The organism is Maribacter algicola (genome assembly GCF_003933245.1).
Classification (GTDB): Bacteria; Bacteroidota; Bacteroidia; order Flavobacteriales; family Flavobacteriaceae; genus Maribacter; species Maribacter algicola.
The window spans coordinates 950,701-968,976 of the sequence record NZ_QUSX01000002.1 but is presented as its reverse complement, the minus strand read 5'-3'; the positions used below and the strand labels follow the sequence as shown (position 1 = coordinate 968,976).

The following is an 18,276-nucleotide window of genomic DNA, read 5'->3' as shown; positions in this document are numbered from 1 at the left end:
TTGCTTAAATTCTAAATTTGAATTAATGTATAAGAACAAACGTTTTTACATTTTTTTGGTTTTCATAGGTCTTTTTACGGTATGCTGTACGGAAGAAGTGGACCTGGGCCTTGAAAACAATGCAGGGGTACTGGACATTTTGGTGGTCGAAGCGACGATTACGAATGAGTTTAAGAATCATCGGGTTAACCTAAGTAGGATGGACACCATATTGGATACCCAGATAGATTCTACTTTTAATCCTTTTACCCCAGAGAGGGACATTGATAGGGATTTAGTGAAATATGAGCGGAACGCCCGCGTATCTGTAGAGAACTCTATAGGCACCGCATACAATTTCGATGAAATAAGTCCGGGCATATATGAATCTGTAGAACCTTTTGCGGCAGTAGAGGGCCAGAGCTATACCCTGAATATTTTTACTTCCGATGGGAAAACGTATACTTCGCAACCTATGGCCATTGAAGGTTTTTTGGACGTCGACCAGTTATATGCCGAGAGGATGACCAACAATGATGGTGTGGAAGGAATCGGGATTTTTATTGACAACGGTCAGGCTTCGGGATCGGTCAACAATTTAAGGTTTAGTTATGATGAGACCTATAAGATCATTGCCCCCTTTTGGGACGAAAGCGATTTTAAACTATCCAATTATGACCCTTGCGCACTTCCCGTACCCACCTATGACCTGGAAATAGTACCGCGTGAGACCGAACAGCAGGTCTGTTATGGGAACCAGGTTTCCAATAGTATTATACTTGCGGAAAACAATACCGTGGATGGTACTGGTTTGAATAGGTACATGATACGATTTCTAAATCAGGACGAATTTATGATTTCGCACCGCTACAGTATAGAAGTGACCCAGATGGTCACGGGTAGTGAGTCCTTCGGGTTTTATGAGAAACTGAGGAACTTCAGTCAGTCGGGAAATGTTTTTTCCCAGGTACAGCCTGGTTTTATCGAGGGGAACATCTCCCCGGCCAATGGGGACGGGGATAGGGTGATAGGTTTCTTCGATGTGGTTTCGGTATCCAAGGAAAGAATCTTTTTTGATTATATGGACTTTTTCCCGGACAGAGATTTACCTCCCTATGTTTTTAACTGTTTGGAGCAATCCACCAATGAATCCCATGTTTCCTATTGTTTTACGGGAATGCAGGGCCCCAACCCATGTCCACAATCGATTATAGAACAAGTTAATTTGGGGCTTATCAGTTATGCAGGTCCAAATACGGAAAATATAGGTCCATGTCCCAGTGAATACGTTTATGTTCCTAGGATTTGTGGTGATTGTACCTTACTGGGAAGTAATGTAAAACCGGATTTTTGGATCGATTAAAATAAACAACAATGCGAAAAATACTTTTTTTGAATTTAATTCTGGCTTGCTGCTGCTTTGGCGTTTCGGGGCAGTATGTGATTAAGGACGGCAGCGAGCTTTTAAGTCTACAACAGCTTCCTCAAGAAAAGGCTTATGTGGACCATACAGGCCCCCTGGTATTCTCAGGGGAGTATTTGTATTATGCCTTTTATTGCTTCAATGCCCAAAACAACAATCCTACGAACATCAGTCGGGTTGGTTATGTAGTACTGGTGAATGAGGAAAAAGAAAAAATATTCGAACACAAGCTAAATTTGGATAAAGGACTTGCTCAAGGTGATTTTTTTGTGAGAACCGATATACCGTCCGGCAGGTACAAGTTACTGGCCTATACCCAATGGATGCGAAATGGTGGACTAGATCAAGTGTATACGGATGATATTGTCGTTATAAACCCTTACTTGACCGATCAGTCCGCCATATTGACTGATCCTAGCGAGGAAACTAATACAGCCAATTTAAAAACCGAAAATTTTCCAGCTGGACTAATGGATTCGGCTACAGTGTCGGTCCGGCTAGAAAAGGAAATTTATGGGACCAGGGAAAAAGTTCGTTTATCGGTAAACAACTACAAAGGCCCTTCTGGTTATGGAATTTATACCCTAAAAGTCAAAAGGAAGGAGGAGATACCCGTCAGACCATATTTAAACGCCACCCAATATGCCAAGGATTTCTTCAATGCAGATAAACAAATAAAACAAAAAGTGGGTGATTCCATTTTCCTACCGGAGCAACGAGGTGAGTTGTTTTATGGTGCTGTTTATGACAGTTCAACGGATAAACCGGTCAAGGACATTCCTGTAATCATCTCCATTCCCGGAAAGGAATTTATTTTGAAATTCGCCCAAACGGATACACAAGGTAATTTTTATACGTATTTGAACAAGGAATACAAGAATACGCTGGCCTTGGCACAAATTGAGGAGGAAAATAAGATGTATTCCATAAAAAAGGGAGCGGTAGCCGATTTGGATCTTTACAATATTGATTTTTCCAAGTTTACTTTGTCAGATTCCTATGCGCCGTATATCAAGGAAAGAAGTGTTTTAAATCAATTGGAGAATCAGTTCTTTACCGCAAAACCCGATTCCATTATAGCGAGTGACCCCATCGACCCTTTTGATGGTGGACTCCCTGAGGAAGTTTTCTTGGATGAATTCACTAGATTTCCAACGTTTGGGGAAACCTTGGTTGAAGTCGTCAAGTTTGCCGGGTACAGGTCGGGGGGCAAAGATCCCGATTATATCAAGATATCGCAGGATTTCGAGACTTATAACGAAGAGTTTAATAGTTTTCCTGCCATAGTACTTATAGATGGTGTCTTTATACCCAATCACGAAAACATAAAGTCCTTTGATGCACGTAAAATCGAAAAAATAAGCCTTGTTCGCGACCAGTTTGTCTTGGGAGGGAAACAATACCAAGGAATGATGACCATTGAAACCTTTGAAGGGGATTATCTTGAAGAACATACCTATGGAAATTCCGTGGCGATTCCTCTGAAACTTCCCGTTGCCAAGAAAAATTATTTCAAACAGGATTACGATGATGAAGTAATGGATTTCTCAAGGATTCCGGATTACAGAGGACTGCTTTTATGGGAACCACATGTAAAAGTGGAGGCTAGCAACTATAATTTTGAGTTTTTCACGTCGGATGTCGAGGGCATTTTTGAAGTAATATTGAATGGATTTACCACCTATGGCAAACCCATTACGGTAGTAAAGGAAATCACGGTTATAAAACCCAATCAATAAGGGAAGTATTCGTCAAAATCCCTTATTTTTAGCACAAACGAAGATTAAATGCTAACCAAAGTTTATGGCAGTGCCGTTTTTGGCGTGGAGGCCACTACCATTACCGTTGAAGTAAATATTGACAAGGGAATTGGCTACCATCTGGTAGGATTGCCCGATAATGCCATTAAGGAAAGCAACTATAGGATTGCTGCCGCACTCCAGAACAATGGCTACAAAATTCCCGGAAAAAAGATTACAATCAATATGGCTCCTGCCGACCTTCGTAAAGAGGGCTCCGCCTACGACCTTACTTTGGCCTTGGGGATTTTGGCAGCATCTGGGCAAATAGAGTCCGAAGCCATTGAGAAATATATAATCATGGGCGAGCTTTCCTTGGATGGTAGTTTACAGCCCATAAAAGGAGCCTTGCCCATTGCCATAAAGGCCCAGGAAGAGGGTTTTGAAGGTTTTATCCTTCCTGCCGAAAATGCCAAAGAAGCTGCTATTGTTGGAAATCTAAAAGTATTTGGAGTCGATAACATCAAACAGGTCATGGACTTTTTTGATAAGGGTACACCGCTTGAGCAGACCATCATTGATACGCGGGAGGAGTTTTACAAAAGTTTGGATTTTCCTGAATTCGATTTTTCCGATGTCAAGGGTCAGGAAAGTATCAAGCGCTGTATGGAAATCGCCGCTGCGGGCGGACACAATATCATTTTAATTGGGCCTCCGGGTGCGGGAAAGACTATGTTGGCCAAACGATTGCCTTCCATTTTACCGCCAATGACCCTGCACGAAGCCTTGGAAACGACCAAAATCCATAGTGTGGTGGGGAAGATTAAGAACATGGGTCTTATGAGCCAACGCCCATTTCGAAGTCCACATCACACGATTTCAGATGTTGCCTTGGTAGGGGGTGGGGCCTACCCACAACCTGGGGAGATTTCGCTTTCCCACAACGGGGTTTTATTTTTGGACGAACTGCCGGAATTCAAACGCGGCGTTTTGGAAGTAATGCGTCAGCCGTTGGAGGACAGGGAAGTGACCATTTCCCGGGCGAAATTCACAGTAACCTATCCCAGTAGTTTTATGTTGGTAGCCAGTATGAACCCCAGTCCGGGTGGGTATTTCAACGATCCTGATGCTCCCGTAACTTCTTCCCCCGCAGAAATGCAACGTTATCTGAGCAAGATTTCCGGACCCTTGTTGGACCGAATCGATATCCATATTGAAGTGACCCCCGTACCCTTTGAAAAGCTCTCCGAGGACCGTAAAGGGGAGAGCAGTGTGGAAATCCGTAAACGGGTTACGGCTGCAAGGGAACTACAGACCGAACGATTCCAAGAGTTAGAAAACGTGCATTACAATGCGCAGATGAACACAAAACAGATTCGCGAGTTCTGCAAATTGGATGAGGCTTCAAAATCCTTGTTGAAAAACGCCATGGAGCGACTCAATCTTTCTGCCCGTGCTTATGACCGCATTTTAAAAGTGGCCCGTACCATTGCCGACTTGGATGATGCCACCGATATCAACGGCAACCATATTTCTGAAGCGATTCAGTATCGTAGTTTGGATAGAGAAGGTTGGTTGGGGTGATACTTAGTTTTAAGTTTCTAGTTGTAAGTTTCTAGTTTCTGGTTTTATGTGCGGTGTGCAAGGTTCTTTTTGTCATAGGGAGCGCAGCGAAGTATCCGTTATGGAAACGGTTACTCGCAATAAAAATTTTGGTCAGAATTGAGAGTATGGAGAATACAACAGATTCTTCACTGCCCCCTAGCTCCGTTCAGAATGACAAAGACAATTTTCCGGGTCTAAATAAACGGTTTTTTGTCATACTGAGCATAGCGAAGTATCTGTATTTTCTGCCCGGTTCCTTTTGTCATAGGGAGCAAAACGAAGTATCTGTTAAAGGAACGGTTACTTACAATAAACACCTATAGTAATTGGGAGTAGAGAGCGTAAAATAGATTCTTCACTTCGCCTAGCTCCGTTCAGAATGACAAAGACAATCTTTTAAGGGCCGAATTTCACCAGAGAATAAATTACAAGGGCTCTTTTGTCATACTGAGTGAAACGAAGTATCTATTCACAAGTTGAGAGATTCTTCACTGCTTCAACTACTTCATGGCAGGAATGGGAATGAATAGCATCGAAAACATTTCCGCTATCGGGATTTGAAAAGATTTTTTAGTAATCTTCTTCATTTTCTGTTTGTTCTCCAATTTTAGCTTTATATACTCTTTTAATCATAGAGTCATTGAACATGTTAATCAAAGCAGTAAGCCCAAAGATTATGGTCAAAAACATATTAGTATATTCTATAAAGGTGTCTTTTGCCTCGAATAAAAAAGCCTCCTGCTTATTGAACAAATCAAGAAAAATAGCGATTACATAATTAAGAACCATCAAAACTGGGATTGTTACAAAATGAATTCTAAATCGGCTTGATGTGTATTTAAAATATTCAAATCTCAAATCATTTTCTTTTAATTTAAAAAAAAGTTTTTCTCTGCCTTCCCTGTAAAAAATCCACAAATTCTTTACACCTTTATTTGCTCTCCCTACTAAATTTAAGATACCCCAAAATAAGAAACTACCCAAAGCACCAAGTAAAATTACACCCCAAACACTATTAAGTAATGATTTTTCGATTATTTGCCAATCCATAAATTGATATTATTTGTTTGCATTATAGAAGGTTCAAAATGATTTTTAAATAAAAATCTTGCCCTTCCTGGTTTACAACTTCGAAGCAATCCTCGCTACTGCCAGTTTTTAACTGGAGGCCACAGTCAGTCCCCAGCTAGCGCGAGCATCTTTCTGCTCGTGCCGTCAACAGTAAGTGGCATACGCCATTCAAATAACAGCTTGGTTTCTACATGATGATATTCACCGTTTAAACCCTGTAATTATCTGCCCGCCAATTTTTTATGCGTTTTTTAATTTCTTTATTGGTCAAGTTTTCATTTAAAGCTTTTTCTACTAAGGGTAAGAACTCGGCATCGCTTGCAAAACGTAACGCTATAATTTGGGATACTGTCAGTTCTCTTGGGAATAATTTGCCCGTGAGTACATAATACCTCAAATTTTCTTCAGCTTTTATGGCCCTATCCTGTGCTTTTAAGGGAAAACTACGTACATACCATGCCATAATTAAAAATATAACAGCGATAAGCACTACTAAAGATGCTACATAAAGGTTGTCCCTACTGGTGTGAATAAGATTGCTTATAGCCCCAAATAATAAGGCTAGCATAGCTAGAAACAAGAGTCCATGGAACCCTTTTACAAGTTTACCATGATTTTTAAAATTCTGTTCTTTCATTTTTTAGTTTGATTTAAGGATGTTCAAATTTAGCAACCAAGCTTTTGCGTTTTTGTAACTAGTGTTGGTTCTTCCATCGAGCATTAAATTGCGATAAGTGCCATTTGGGGCATTATTCCAACAATGCCCACTCTTCTTCGGTGGCCTTGGATTTTTGGTATTCCATGACCATGAGCCAACCATTATCGTTTTTAACGAGTAGGGCTTCAAAGTGCACGAATTGTTTTGGAGCTGTTTTGCCACTACCATCATTGGATTGGAAACCAAAAATTCCTGTTTCATGCGCCGTGTTTTCATCACCCACACGCTGTGAAAAACGGAATTCCACCGTATTCTTTGTTTTTCCCGCCTTGGTGTCAATGAAATCTTGCTTCCAATTTGAAAGCGCTTTTGTAATAGAAATAGATGATTTGTTTTCACGGGTAGTGAATACAACAACGGCATCCTCATGATACGTGGCTTTATAACCTTCAAAATCACCTTCCCGTACGGTTCTGGAAACCTCGGTCCAAAAGGAATCCAATTCCGCGATTCTCAGTGAATCGTTGGAAATTTTCATCATACCCACCAAAGTATGGTCAGTGCTATTTGAATAGGTGGTAGCAACACTTAGCATAAGCACTAGGCTAAGAAATAGTTGATTTTTTTTCATATGTGGTTTAATTTTAGTATCTATTAGCAGTTTCCCACGCTACCGCCAGTTTGCACCTGGTGGCCAGAGTCAGTTCTATAATGAAGGAAACTTCAAATTCAAGAAAATTTGAAACTTACCCCATCACCCTCTTAAGCCCTTTATCAAAAGCCGTCATATCTTCCATGGTGCCGGTGCTGATACGGGCCCATTCATTAAATGGGGGGAAGGGCCTTCCGATCAATACATTTTCTTTTTCCATAGCGGCCATCATCTCTCGGATGGGCCTACCGGTTTTAAAGAAGACAAAATTGGTGTGTGATTTTATATAGGACAATTCCAAATCATCCAAGGTTTTGTAAATGGCCTGTTTGCCCTCCATGTTTTTAGCAACGCTAAATTTGTAAAATTCATCGTCGTCCAAGGCATGCTTTGCGGCTTCAATGGCCAGCACATTGGTCATGGCCATCACGCTTTTTTGTAATCGCTTTGCAATATCCGGGCGGGCTACCAAATACCCGATTCGCATACCCGCAAGTCCGTAAACCTTGGAAAAGGTCTTGGAAACGATGACGTTCTTGCCCTCCTTAACCAAGGTCACCATGGAAGGGTAATCCGGTTCGGTGATAAAATCATAATAGGCCTCATCGCTAAAGACCATAGCTGTTTCACTAGTGCGTTCACAAAAGGATTTCAGGTCGTTTTTATCCAATAGGGTTCCGGTAGGATTGTTGGGGTTACAGATAAAAATGAGTCGGGTCTTACCGTTGATTCGGTTTTCCATCTCCTTCAAATCGTGCTGCATGTTCTCGTCCACGGGAACCCGGTGTACATAGGCGCCAAAGTTTTCGGCATAGGTCATCATGGACTGGAAGGTAGGGTCGGCAGCGATAAGTTCCCCTCCGTTGAGTCCGTAGGTAAGACCCACGGCCTTGAGTCCTTCCGTAGAACCACCGGTTACTACGATATGGTCCGTGGAAACACCCTCGGTCTCCGCAATTTTTTCCAATAGTGGCCTAAAGACCATGGAGGGATACCGACAGGCGTTATCAAAAGCAGCGGTTATGGCCGCCCTAACTTTTGGGGAAGGGCCAAAGGGGTTTTCGTTGCTGTTCAGCTTGGCAACATCCAACAAAGCATTGCTAGGTTTACTTGTAGGGTTTGCAAATGCCAAGGTGTTGGCACCGCCCAACATAGTTAGTCCTCCGCCAAGGGCAAAGGTCTTTAGCCAGTTTCTTCTGTCTATGTGATTCATACCTTTTGGATTTTTCCTAAAAGGTACAAAAAGATGGGGTTACTCGATAATCGAGAATAAATTAATGAAGGTTAACCTACAATTTCAATCGCCAATGATTTCTAGTTCCAAAGCGACTTAAAAAAGGGGTTTTTATAAAAGAATAGTTGTTTGTAGGTTTTCAGCTACAACTGAAATTCCTCGTTGTTGTTGTCCTTTTTCTCCTTCTTTTCGGAATTAAAGATATCCTTGAGAATATAAGCGGTCACGATGGTGAGTCCAGTCGTAAGGGTGGGGATGGCGAATTCCCATTTTAAAAGTTGCATCAGTCCACCGGCAATGATGGTCAGAACCCCAACGACCATGGCAAAATTCCATCCGATCTCAAGAATGGTGTTTGTCGATTTTCGGTCTTGATCCATAAAATAGGCCGTTCCTTCCATGGCGAACCATACAATAAAACAGAGTGCCGTGCCTATCTGAAAGATGACCGTGTTAGGAAAATCCAGAATACGGAGCAGCCCGTTGGTAGTCCAAAAAAGGACAAGTACCATTTTGATATAATCTACCGATTTTTTTGGATTCTTTCTGGAAAACCGAATAGCGTAGAGTATCAAAATTGCGAAAAAGGAGACAAAAATAATACCTCCGGCGTAGGGCCAATTGACAATACGCGATAGCATTCCAACGATTAAACAGGCCAAGGCCACTCTAAGCGGAGTTTTTAAGGTTTTGTTGGGTGTGCTCATAACGAAGTTTTTTAGTTGATTACTTTTATGTTTGCCTTTAGTCCTTCCATGATTCCCATAATGTTCTTGATGGTTTCGTTCAAATAGTAACGCACCAAGATATGGGGTATGCGTATGGTGGTAAAGCCATTTTTAAAGGAATGCATGGCCTCTTCCAAATTGTTGATGGCCTGTTCCTCCGTCATTTTATCATATCCGCAGTCTATTTCAATGTTCAATTTTACACGGGAGATGGCAATATCGACTGATTTCTTACCATCCCACCATTCAAGCATTCCCTGTACACCTGCCTCTTTGAGGCCATAGTATAATTGAATAGCTTCCAAGGGCGTATTGTTCCGTTGGATCAACACCTTTATCAGTTCCTGATGATGGGAGCATAACTCCACGCCCACGCTCTCTATGGCACTCTTGTGATCAAGATATCCAAGCTCTTTGTTACATTCTAAGCAAGTCATTAAGTAGGTTAAGTTTATTTAGGTTTGGGGTAATAATAACAATGAATTTTTAGGTTTAGTATCAACAATCGATGTATGACATCCGGATTTTAGACGAATGACATTTTTTTAGATAAACGGCATTTTGAAATGTTAAAATTGTTGTGAACTACTATTTTTTTAAAGGGAGATTTTTAGGATAATTGAAGCTATCTTTAGCAAAACCGAAATTTTTTTACCGTATGTTTAAAAAAATGGGTCCTGGAGTCCTCGTCGCGGCCGCCTTCATTGGTCCGGGAACGGTAACCGCCTGTACGTTGGCCGGGGTTTCATTTGGATATGCCCTCTTGTGGGCCATGTTGCTTTCGGTTTTGGCAACCATGGTATTGCAGGAAATGTCGGCCAGATTGGGCATCATCACCCAAAAGGGATTGGCAGAAGTAATCAAGCAGGAATTGGCCCATAAATATGTTAGAATGATGGTGGTTGGGATTATCCTTTCGGCCATTGTCATTGGCAATGCTGCCTATGAAGCGGGAAACATTGGAGGCGGTGCCTTGGGTCTGGAGGCATTGTTCGGGATTTCCCAGGCAGGATACTATCCTGTTATAATCGGTTTTCTGGCCTTCATCCTTTTATATATTGGTAATTATAAGGTTTTGGAAAAGGTCTTTATCTCCTTGGTAATTCTTATGAGCCTTTCCTTTGTAATCACCGCCCTACTCACAAAGCCTAATATGATGATGGTATTGCAAGGACTCTTTATTCCAAAGGTGGACAATGAAAATATCCTCACCGTAATTGCCTTGGTAGGCACTACCGTAGTACCATACAATCTCTTTTTACACGCCTCCTTGGTAAGTGAGAAATGGAAGTCTAAAAAAGATTTGAACCTAGCGAAGCGCGATACCTACGTATCCATACTATTGGGAGGAATCGTTTCCATGTGCATTATTGTAGCCGCGGCATCGGTAGATTTGAAGGAGGTCCATAACGTGATGGACATGGCCAAGGCCTTGGAACCCCTGTATGGAACAAGTGCCCGATACTTCATGGGCATGGGTCTTTTTGCCGCTGGGGTGACATCGGCCATAACGGCACCCTTGGCCGCGGCCTATGTGGCCGCCAATTGTTTTGGTTGGAAGAACGGACTAAAAGACGCCAAGTTTAGAATGGTTTGGATGGTCATTTTGGGCTTGGGCGTATTTTTTCTTTCCTTTGATATCAAACCTATTGAAGTAATCAAATTTGCGCAAATTGCCAACGGAATCCTGCTGCCCGTAATTGCCATTTTTCTGTTATGGGTGGTCAATAGAAGTACCTTGATGGGAGATAATAGGAATACCGCCCTTCAAAACCTAATGGGGATTTCCATTGTTATTTTGGCTGTATTCTTAGGGATAAAGAGTATTTTAAAGGTTTTGGAAGTGCTATAATGAAGATATATTCTATTGATATCAATTGTGATGTAGGTGAGGGAGTTGCGAACGAGGCCCAATTGTTTCCTTATATTTCCAGTTGCAACATTGCCTGTGGGGGTCATACCGGTGATCGGGATTCCATGATAACTACCGTGCGCTTGGCCAAGAGGTATGGCGTAGGTATCGGGGCACATCCCTCGTATCCGGATAAAGAGAATTTTGGCCGAAAATCCCTTTCTATGGATGCTACGGAATTGTCCCAAAGTATCGCCTCACAGATAGGTGCATTAGAGTTCATATGTTCGGGAGAAGTTGTTGCACTTGGGCATATAAAACCCCATGGAGCGCTATATAATGATTTGGCCAAAAATGAGGAATTGGCACAATTGTTTTTAGAAACTATTGAGCCGTATAAAAACAAATTGAATTTGTTTGTACCTTTTAATTCGGTTATTGAAAGATTGGCATTAAAGCAAGGGTTTAAAATAATGGTAGAGGCTTTTGCTGATAGAAATTATAATGAAGATCTAAGCCTGGTGTCAAGGTCACTTCCAAACGCACTTATTACAAAACCGGTTGAGGTACTGGAACATGTGCTTCATATGGTTACGGAGCATAAGGTCAGGACAGTAGCCAATACATTTAATGGGATAAAGGCAGATACCTATTGCATACATGGGGACACCCCGGAAGCTTTGCAAATATTAACGTATATTTCGAAGGAATTACCAAAACACCACATAGCCTTAAAAAAATGATCCATCCCCCAATTTCATTGAAGCCCTATGGAAGGCACGCGATATTGATCGAATGGCCAAACGAGGTAAGCGAAACGATTTTGGAGAGTATCCTGGATTTCGAAGACTTTCTAATAAGGGATTGTTTAAATGAAAGGGAGTGGGAAACTATATCCGCTTATAATTCGCTTTTATTGGTACATCCAAAACTTGAAATCGATTTTCCAGAATTCAGTCAAAGCATAAAGGAGTGGTATGAGCGGTCCAAAGGTGGCGTTGCCAGGGAAAAGGTGCTTTGGAAATTACCGGTAAGTTATGACAAGGCTTTTGGCATCGATTTGGACGAAGTAGCAAATCGTTTAGGAATGGGTACAGACGATATCATTAAACTTCATACGGAATCCGTTTATACGGTATATGGAATAGGATTTGTCCCAGGTTTTATGTACTTGGGAGGTGTGCCCCAAGAATTGGAAATTCCCAGAAAGCCGACCCCCAGATTAAAAGTGAAAAAAGGGTCCGTTGGTATAGCCGGAAGGCAAACGGGCATCTATCCGCAGGAATCCCCCGGTGGTTGGAACATCATTGGCAATTGCCCGATACCTTTGTTCGATAGGAATAAAAAAAATCCCTGTTTTGTCAATGTTGGTGACAAAATACAGTTTCAAAAAGTTTCCTTGGGCGAGTATGAACTCCATAAAATAGAGGCCGAGGTAGGAATTTACAAACCAGAAAAAGTACTATTGGATGCTTAAGGTATTAAAATCGGGATTTTTCACGAGTGTACAGGATTTGGGTCGGTTTCACCACAGGAAGAAAGGTGTTCCCGTTTCGGGGTGCATGGACCAACAATCGGTTTATAAAGCCAATACCTTATTGGAAAACGACAATCGAAGCGCCGTCCTTGAGATTACCATGACAGGTCCCAAATTGTTATTTAAAAAGGAAACCTCCATCGTGTTGGGAGGGGCCTTGATTTCCGTTACTTTGAACAATAGGCCTATCCAAAATTATAAGGTATACCAGGTGAAGGCCGGGGATGTTTTGACTTACGGAAGTTTTAAAAAGGGCTTCAGAGCCTATTTGGCGATTAAGGGAGGTTTCAGGTCAAAGGAAATTTTAGGTAGCCGTTCTTTTTACGTACCCATAACGGATAAAAATAGATTGGAGGATGGTGAGGAAGTTCGCTATGAGGAACATCAAGGATTTACCCCCAAAATTTCAGAACTCAAAGCAGATAGTTTATTGGACGAAACGGTTTTGGAGGTCTATAAGGCCCCTGAATTCGATTTGTTGACCGATAGACAATTGGAACACCTGTTTTCAAAGGAATTTACGGTGTCCAAGGAAAATAACAGAATGGCCTACCAATTATCCGAAACCTTGGAGGGGCATCAACATAGTATATTGACTTCAGCTACCTTGCCCGGGACCGTTCAATTCACTCCCGCAGGAAAATTGATAGTTCTTATGAAGGACGGACAGACCACAGGGGGGTATCCAAGAATTCTACAACTTTCGGACAAATCCATTTCAGTGCTGGCCCAAAAAAGGGAGGGCAATACCATTTCCTTTAAGTTTATTTAATTTTTGATCCGTTTTTAAAACTATGTTTTTGCCTTGCAAAAAATTTACGTACTATTGCCCTATGATTATGAAAAGCATTATAGTCAGTGAAATCGTCATTATTTCCAACAGGGAATGATATAGATTTTTCATTGACGTAAAAACCTGTATCAGAGCCATCCGATACAGGTTTTTTTTATTCTATTACCTGTAATCCCAAAGTAATGAATATGGTATAAATACAAATACTAAGTTATTGAAATACAGTTTATTAAATCAATTTTGGTAAAATTGAATTTGAACCAAGATTACAGGATAAAAATTGAACGCATTTTAAACTTATATCTTTGATATGAGCCAACTATAAATTTACGCAAGAAGACGAAAAAATGGAATTGAACAAGTACAGTAAAAGTGTAACCCAAGACCCAACATTGCCAGCGGCACAGGCCATGTTACATGCCATTGGCCTAACAGATGATGATTTAAAAAAACCTTTGATCGGAATAGCCAGTACCGGTTACGAGGGAAATCCATGTAACATGCACTTGAATGATTTGGCCGTTCATGTAAAAAAGGGCGCGGACAATGCAGGATTGGTGGGCTTGATATTCAATACCATCGGCGTTAGTGACGGAATTGCCAATGGAACACCGGGTATGCGTTATTCGTTGGTCTCAAGGGATATCATCGCAGATTCCATGGAAACGGTCGTGGAAGCTATGGCCTATGACGGATTGATAACTGTGGTAGGTTGTGATAAGAATATGCCGGGTGCCCTTATGGCCATGTTGCGTTTGAACCGACCTTCTATATTGGTTTATGGGGGAACTATCGCTTCAGGTTGTCATAATGGCAGAAAGTTGGATATTATTTCCGCTTTTGAAGCTTACGGACAAAAAGTTGCCGGAAATATCGATGAAGAGGAATATAAGGAAGTCATACACAAGGCATGTCCCGGTGCGGGCGCCTGTGGTGGTATGTACACGGCCAATACCATGGCATCGGCCATTGAGGCCTTGGGAATGTCGTTACCCTTCAATTCTTCCAATCCGGCCATAAGTGATGGCAACCTAAAGGAGCAAGAGTCCGTTAAGGCTGGAGAGGCTTTGCGACTATTATTGGAGAAAGACATAAAACCATCGGATATCGTTTCCAGAAAATCCTTGGAGAACGCATTTAGATTGGTAACCGTTCTAGGGGGCTCTACAAATGCCGTGCTCCACTTTTTGGCGATTGCCAAGGCCGCCCAGATAGAATTCACCTTGGAGGACTTCAAGAAAATCAGTGACAATACACCGTTGTTGGCCGATTTAAAACCAAGTGGAAAGTATTCCATGGAAGACCTCCATGGAGTAGGTGGTATTCCCGGGGTTTTAAAATACATGTTGGATAATAATATGTTGCATGGTGATTGTTTGACGGTTACCGGTAAAACGCTTGCTGAGAATTTGAAGGATGTTCCTAATTTGATAGAGGGACAGTCAATCGTACATACGTTGGACAATCCCATTAAGGAAACAGGACATATACGTATTTTGTTCGGGAATTTGGCTACGGAAGGCGCGGTCGCCAAGATTACGGGCAAAGAAGGACTATCCTTTAGAGGAACCGCTAATGTTTTTGATAGCGAAACGGCCGTGAACGAAGGTATCAAGAACGGGAAAGTGAAAAAAGGCGATGTGGTGATCATTCGCTACGAAGGGCCAAAAGGTGCACCCGGAATGCCGGAAATGTTGAAACCTACCTCTTCCATCATGGGAGCCGGATTGGGCAAGGATGTCGCTTTGATTACGGATGGCCGTTTTTCTGGTGGATCGCACGGATTTGTTGTGGGCCATGTTTCGCCGGAAGCGCAGGTTGGAGGGAACATCGCATTGGTGGAGAATGGGGATATTATTTCCATTGACGCCGTGAACAATACCATTGATATTGAAATCTCCAATGCCGAATTGGAAGCGAGAAGATCAAAGTGGGTGGCTCCAGAATTAAAGGCCAAAAGAGGAATGTTATACAAATACGCCAAAAGTGTGTCGTCTGCAGCCAAAGGCTGTGTTACCGATGAATTTTAAATTAGGGGTATTTCTAATTGTTTGATATGGAAACATTGAAAGAAAAAAAGACAGTTCAGCAACAGCAAAAATCGGTTAAGATCAGTGGGGCGGAAGCCATTATCCATTGTTTGTTGGCCGAAGGGGTCGATTTAATCTACGGCTATCCTGGTGGGGCCATTATGCCTGTCTATGACGAACTATATAAGTTTCAGGATAAGCTAACGCATATCCTAACAAGACATGAGCAAGGAGCGACCCATGCTGCCCAGGGATATGCCCGTGTTTCGGGTAGGGTAGGTGTTGCCATGGCCACCTCGGGTCCAGGTGCTACTAATTTGGTCACCGGATTGGCAGATGCACAGATAGATTCTACGCCCTTGGTATGCATTACAGGTCAGGTGCCAAGACATTTATTGGGCTCCGATGCCTTTCAGGAAACGGATATCATTGGTATTTCAACACCTGTCACAAAATGGAACTATCAAGTGACCAAGGCTTCCGAAATTCCGGAAATCATGGCAAAAGCCTTTTATATTGCTAAATCCGGTCGCCCAGGTCCGGTGTTGGTCGATATTACCAAAAATGCTCAGTTTGATGAACTGGAGTTCAGTTATACAAAATGTACTGGGGTAAGAAGTTACAAGCCTGCGCCAAAACCAAATCCTGAGGCCTTAAAGCAGGCGGCGGATTTGATCAATAACGCTAAAAAACCATTCATCGTTTGGGGCCAGGGCGTCATTCTTGGCAAGGCTGAGGAAGAGCTTAAGCAATTGGTTGAGAAAGCGGGGATTCCCGCTGCTTGGACCATTATGGGCGCATCGGCCTTGGATACCGATCACCCTATGAACGTGGGTATGGTGGGAATGCACGGAAATTACGGTCCCAACATTTTGACGAATGAGTGTGATGTGTTGATTGCTATAGGAATGCGCTTTGACGATAGGGTCACAGGACGTTTGGAAGATTATGCAAAGCAGGCAAAAGTGATCCATTTTGAGATTGATCCTGCCGAGGTCAATAAAAATGTCCACGCAGACGTCGCCGTTCTTGGAAATTCCAAGGAAACTTTAGGTTTGATATTACCATTGATAAACCCAAATTCACACAAAGAATGGCTTCAGCTGTTCGCCGAGAAGTACCAAATAGAATATGATACGGTTATAAAAAATGACATTTATCCTACCAAGCAAGGTCTTACCATGGGCGAGGTCATCGAGGAAATAAACTTGGCTTCGGACCAAAATGCGGTCATCGTTACTGATGTAGGTCAACACCAGATGATTGGTTGCAGATATGCAAAATTCAAACAATCCAAAAGCAACATTACCTCAGGTGGACTGGGAACTATGGGCTTTGCCCTTCCCGCAGCAATCGGGGCCAAAATGGGTGCCATGGATAGGGAGGTTGTTGCCATTATAGGCGATGGTGGGTATCAAATGACCATTCAGGAACTAGGGGTGATTTTTCAACATAACGTTCCGGTGAAGATCGTGGTGTTGAACAACGACCATTTGGGAATGGTTCGCCAGTGGCAGGAATTGTTCTTTGACCGACGATATGCCTCTACGGTAATGACCAATCCAGATTTTGTAAAAATCGCGGAAGGCTATCATATTGAGGCAAAAAGAGTAACCGAAAGAAAGGATTTAAAGAGTACCGTTCAAGAGATGATGGCTTCAAAAAACCCATATTTCTTGGAGGTAAAGGTAGAGAAGGAAGATAACGTTTTCCCAATGATACCATCCGGTGCGGCGGTATCCGAAATCAGATTGAAATAGTCTATGGACCATTCCAACGTACAGGATTTCCCAAAGGTGTATAGTGCGATACAGGATAAATGCGATGAGTTTGGATTTACCATGTCCTCTGATGTATATGTCGGCACCTTGTTAAAAACCTTGGTCAGCTCCAAACCCAAAGGGAGGTTCTTGGAACTGGGAACGGGTATAGGGTTGAGTTTATCCTGGATGATCGATGGGTTGGATGCCAAATCAAAATTGATAACCGTAGACAATGATGCTGATTTGATTGAAATCGCAGCATCTTTCTTTGGAGCGGATGATCGGGTAGAGATTGTTTGTAAGGACGGAGCGGAATGGATTAATAGTTACGATGGTGAAAAGTTCGACCTCATTTTTGCCGATGCATGGCCCGGAAAATATGACCAATTGGAAGAAGCCTTGGCATTGTTGAAAGTAGGTGGTTTTTATGTAGTTGACGATATGTTGGCACAGCCAAATTGGCCCCAAGGACATGAAAAAAATGTAGCCGAACTGGTTGCGTATTTGGAAAATAGGGAGGATCTAAATGTAACGAAAATGAGCTGGTCAACGGGTATCGTATTGGCCGTGAAAACAAGATAAGGAAGGACTATAGGTCCATTTAATAATTAACCGCCACAAAAAGTGGCAATGAATTTTGGGTTAAAAGATGAAAAATGAATGGTTTACCATATCGGTATATTCCGAAAATAATGTAGGGTTACTCAATAGGATATCGGGGATATTTTTAAAAAGACATATCAATATTGAAAGTTTGAACGTATCCAAATCAGAAATTGACCAAGTGTCCAAATTTACCATAGTGGTTCACACTACTGAGAAATGGGTGCACAATATCGTAGGGCAAATCGAAAAACAGATAGAGGTCATAAAGGCCTTTTACCATACAGATGATGAAACCATTTATCAGGAATCGGCCCTTTTTAAAATCGCATCCAACCTATTGTTCGATGAGCGCCAAATCCAGAACATCATTAAAGAAAGCAATTCGCAGATAGTCACCGTTTCAAGGGAGTTTTTCGTTTTGGCAAAAAGCGGTAGAAGGTTCGAGATCGACGAAATGTACGAACAATTGAAACCTTTTGGTATCATGCAATTTGTACGTTCTGGCAGAATATCAGTGACCAAGGATGAAATGCAGATTACTTCTTTATTGAAAGAGTTTCAGCACAATTAATACATTTGAAAACTAATTAATCAAATCCCTTAGGG

At 42.0% G+C, this 18,276-nt stretch carries 18 protein-coding genes; 12 read left to right on the top strand and 6 right to left on the bottom strand.

Features of this window, described 5'->3' with window-relative positions:
- Nucleotides 1–25: 25 nt before the first annotated feature.
- From DZC72_RS13495 to DZC72_RS13480, 4 genes are all read left to right on the top strand, one after another.
- On the top strand, nucleotides 26–1,342 hold the full coding sequence (locus tag DZC72_RS13495) for a DUF4249 family protein (RefSeq protein ID WP_125223431.1): 1,317 nt from the start codon (nucleotides 26–28) through the stop codon (nucleotides 1,340–1,342).
- A gap of 11 nt (nucleotides 1,343–1,353) precedes the next feature.
- On the top strand, nucleotides 1,354–3,141 hold the full coding sequence (locus DZC72_RS13490) for a hypothetical protein (RefSeq protein WP_125223430.1): 1,788 nt from the start codon (nucleotides 1,354–1,356) through the stop codon (nucleotides 3,139–3,141).
- A 48-nt stretch (nucleotides 3,142–3,189) separates the two neighbouring features.
- Nucleotides 3,190–4,725 (top strand): YifB family Mg chelatase-like AAA ATPase, encoded by a 1,536-nt coding sequence (locus DZC72_RS13485; RefSeq protein ID WP_125223429.1) that lies wholly within the window; start codon nucleotides 3,190–3,192, stop codon nucleotides 4,723–4,725.
- A gap of 146 nt (nucleotides 4,726–4,871) precedes the next feature.
- On the top strand, nucleotides 4,872–5,069 hold the full coding sequence (locus DZC72_RS13480; protein WP_125223428.1) for a hypothetical protein: 198 nt from the start codon (nucleotides 4,872–4,874) through the stop codon (nucleotides 5,067–5,069).
- A gap of 247 nt (nucleotides 5,070–5,316) precedes the next feature.
- Here DZC72_RS13480 and DZC72_RS13475 read toward each other — a convergent pair whose 3' ends face one another.
- From DZC72_RS13475 to DZC72_RS13450, 6 genes are all read right to left on the bottom strand, one after another.
- Nucleotides 5,317–5,796 carry a hypothetical protein gene (locus DZC72_RS13475; RefSeq protein ID WP_125223427.1) on the bottom strand — a complete coding sequence of 160 codons (480 nt, stop codon included), beginning with the start codon at nucleotides 5,794–5,796 and terminating at the stop codon, nucleotides 5,317–5,319.
- 229 nt (nucleotides 5,797–6,025) lie between these two features.
- On the bottom strand, nucleotides 6,026–6,454 hold the full coding sequence (locus DZC72_RS13470; protein WP_125223426.1) for a DUF6526 family protein: 429 nt from the start codon (nucleotides 6,452–6,454) through the stop codon (nucleotides 6,026–6,028).
- A gap of 112 nt (nucleotides 6,455–6,566) precedes the next feature.
- A complete protein-coding gene (locus tag DZC72_RS13465) occupies nucleotides 6,567–7,106 on the bottom strand; it encodes a Cif family virulence factor (RefSeq protein ID WP_125223425.1) in 540 nt (179 codons plus the stop codon).
- Nucleotides 7,107–7,221: 115 nt separating this feature from the next.
- Nucleotides 7,222–8,340, bottom strand: coding sequence for a pyridoxal phosphate-dependent aminotransferase (locus DZC72_RS13460; RefSeq protein WP_125223424.1), 1,119 nt, complete (start codon nucleotides 8,338–8,340; stop codon nucleotides 7,222–7,224).
- A 164-nt stretch (nucleotides 8,341–8,504) separates the two neighbouring features.
- Nucleotides 8,505–9,068 carry a hypothetical protein gene (locus DZC72_RS13455; protein ID WP_125223423.1) on the bottom strand — a complete coding sequence of 188 codons (564 nt, stop codon included), beginning with the start codon at nucleotides 9,066–9,068 and terminating at the stop codon, nucleotides 8,505–8,507.
- Nucleotides 9,069–9,079: 11 nt separating this feature from the next.
- Nucleotides 9,080–9,526: a hypothetical protein gene (locus DZC72_RS13450; RefSeq protein WP_125223422.1), complete on the bottom strand. Its 447-nt coding sequence runs from the start codon at nucleotides 9,524–9,526 to the stop codon at nucleotides 9,080–9,082.
- A gap of 221 nt (nucleotides 9,527–9,747) precedes the next feature.
- Between DZC72_RS13450 and DZC72_RS13445 the strand changes: the two genes are divergently transcribed.
- From DZC72_RS13445 to ilvN, 8 genes are all read left to right on the top strand, one after another.
- Complete coding sequence (locus DZC72_RS13445) at nucleotides 9,748–10,941, top strand: Nramp family divalent metal transporter (protein WP_125223421.1); 1,194 nt, start codon at nucleotides 9,748–9,750, stop codon at nucleotides 10,939–10,941.
- Complete coding sequence (gene pxpA / locus DZC72_RS13440) at nucleotides 10,941–11,684, top strand: 5-oxoprolinase subunit PxpA (RefSeq protein WP_125223420.1); 744 nt, start codon at nucleotides 10,941–10,943, stop codon at nucleotides 11,682–11,684. Before DZC72_RS13445 ends, pxpA begins: the two co-directional genes overlap by 1 nt.
- Nucleotides 11,681–12,418 carry a 5-oxoprolinase subunit PxpB gene (pxpB, locus tag DZC72_RS13435; RefSeq protein WP_125223419.1) on the top strand — a complete coding sequence of 246 codons (738 nt, stop codon included), beginning with the start codon at nucleotides 11,681–11,683 and terminating at the stop codon, nucleotides 12,416–12,418. Before pxpA ends, pxpB begins: the two co-directional genes overlap by 4 nt.
- The gene (locus DZC72_RS13430) at nucleotides 12,411–13,250 is read left to right on the top strand and encodes a 5-oxoprolinase subunit C family protein (RefSeq protein ID WP_125223418.1); all 840 of its coding nucleotides are present in this window, start codon (nucleotides 12,411–12,413) and stop codon (nucleotides 13,248–13,250) included. Before pxpB ends, DZC72_RS13430 begins: the two co-directional genes overlap by 8 nt.
- Nucleotides 13,251–13,618: 368 nt before the next feature.
- Nucleotides 13,619–15,301 carry a dihydroxy-acid dehydratase gene (gene ilvD, locus DZC72_RS13425; RefSeq protein ID WP_125223417.1) on the top strand — a complete coding sequence of 561 codons (1,683 nt, stop codon included), beginning with the start codon at nucleotides 13,619–13,621 and terminating at the stop codon, nucleotides 15,299–15,301.
- A 26-nt stretch (nucleotides 15,302–15,327) separates the two neighbouring features.
- Entirely contained in the window at nucleotides 15,328–17,061 is a 1,734-nt protein-coding gene (ilvB, locus tag DZC72_RS13420) for a biosynthetic-type acetolactate synthase large subunit (RefSeq protein ID WP_125223416.1), read from the top strand.
- Nucleotides 17,062–17,064: 3 nt separating this feature from the next.
- Nucleotides 17,065–17,646, top strand: a complete 582-nt coding sequence (locus tag DZC72_RS13415) for an O-methyltransferase (protein ID WP_125223415.1) — start codon at nucleotides 17,065–17,067, stop codon at nucleotides 17,644–17,646.
- 67 nt (nucleotides 17,647–17,713) lie between these two features.
- The gene (gene ilvN / locus DZC72_RS13410) at nucleotides 17,714–18,241 is read left to right on the top strand and encodes an acetolactate synthase small subunit (protein ID WP_125223414.1); all 528 of its coding nucleotides are present in this window, start codon (nucleotides 17,714–17,716) and stop codon (nucleotides 18,239–18,241) included.
- Nucleotides 18,242–18,276 lie beyond the last annotated feature (35 nt).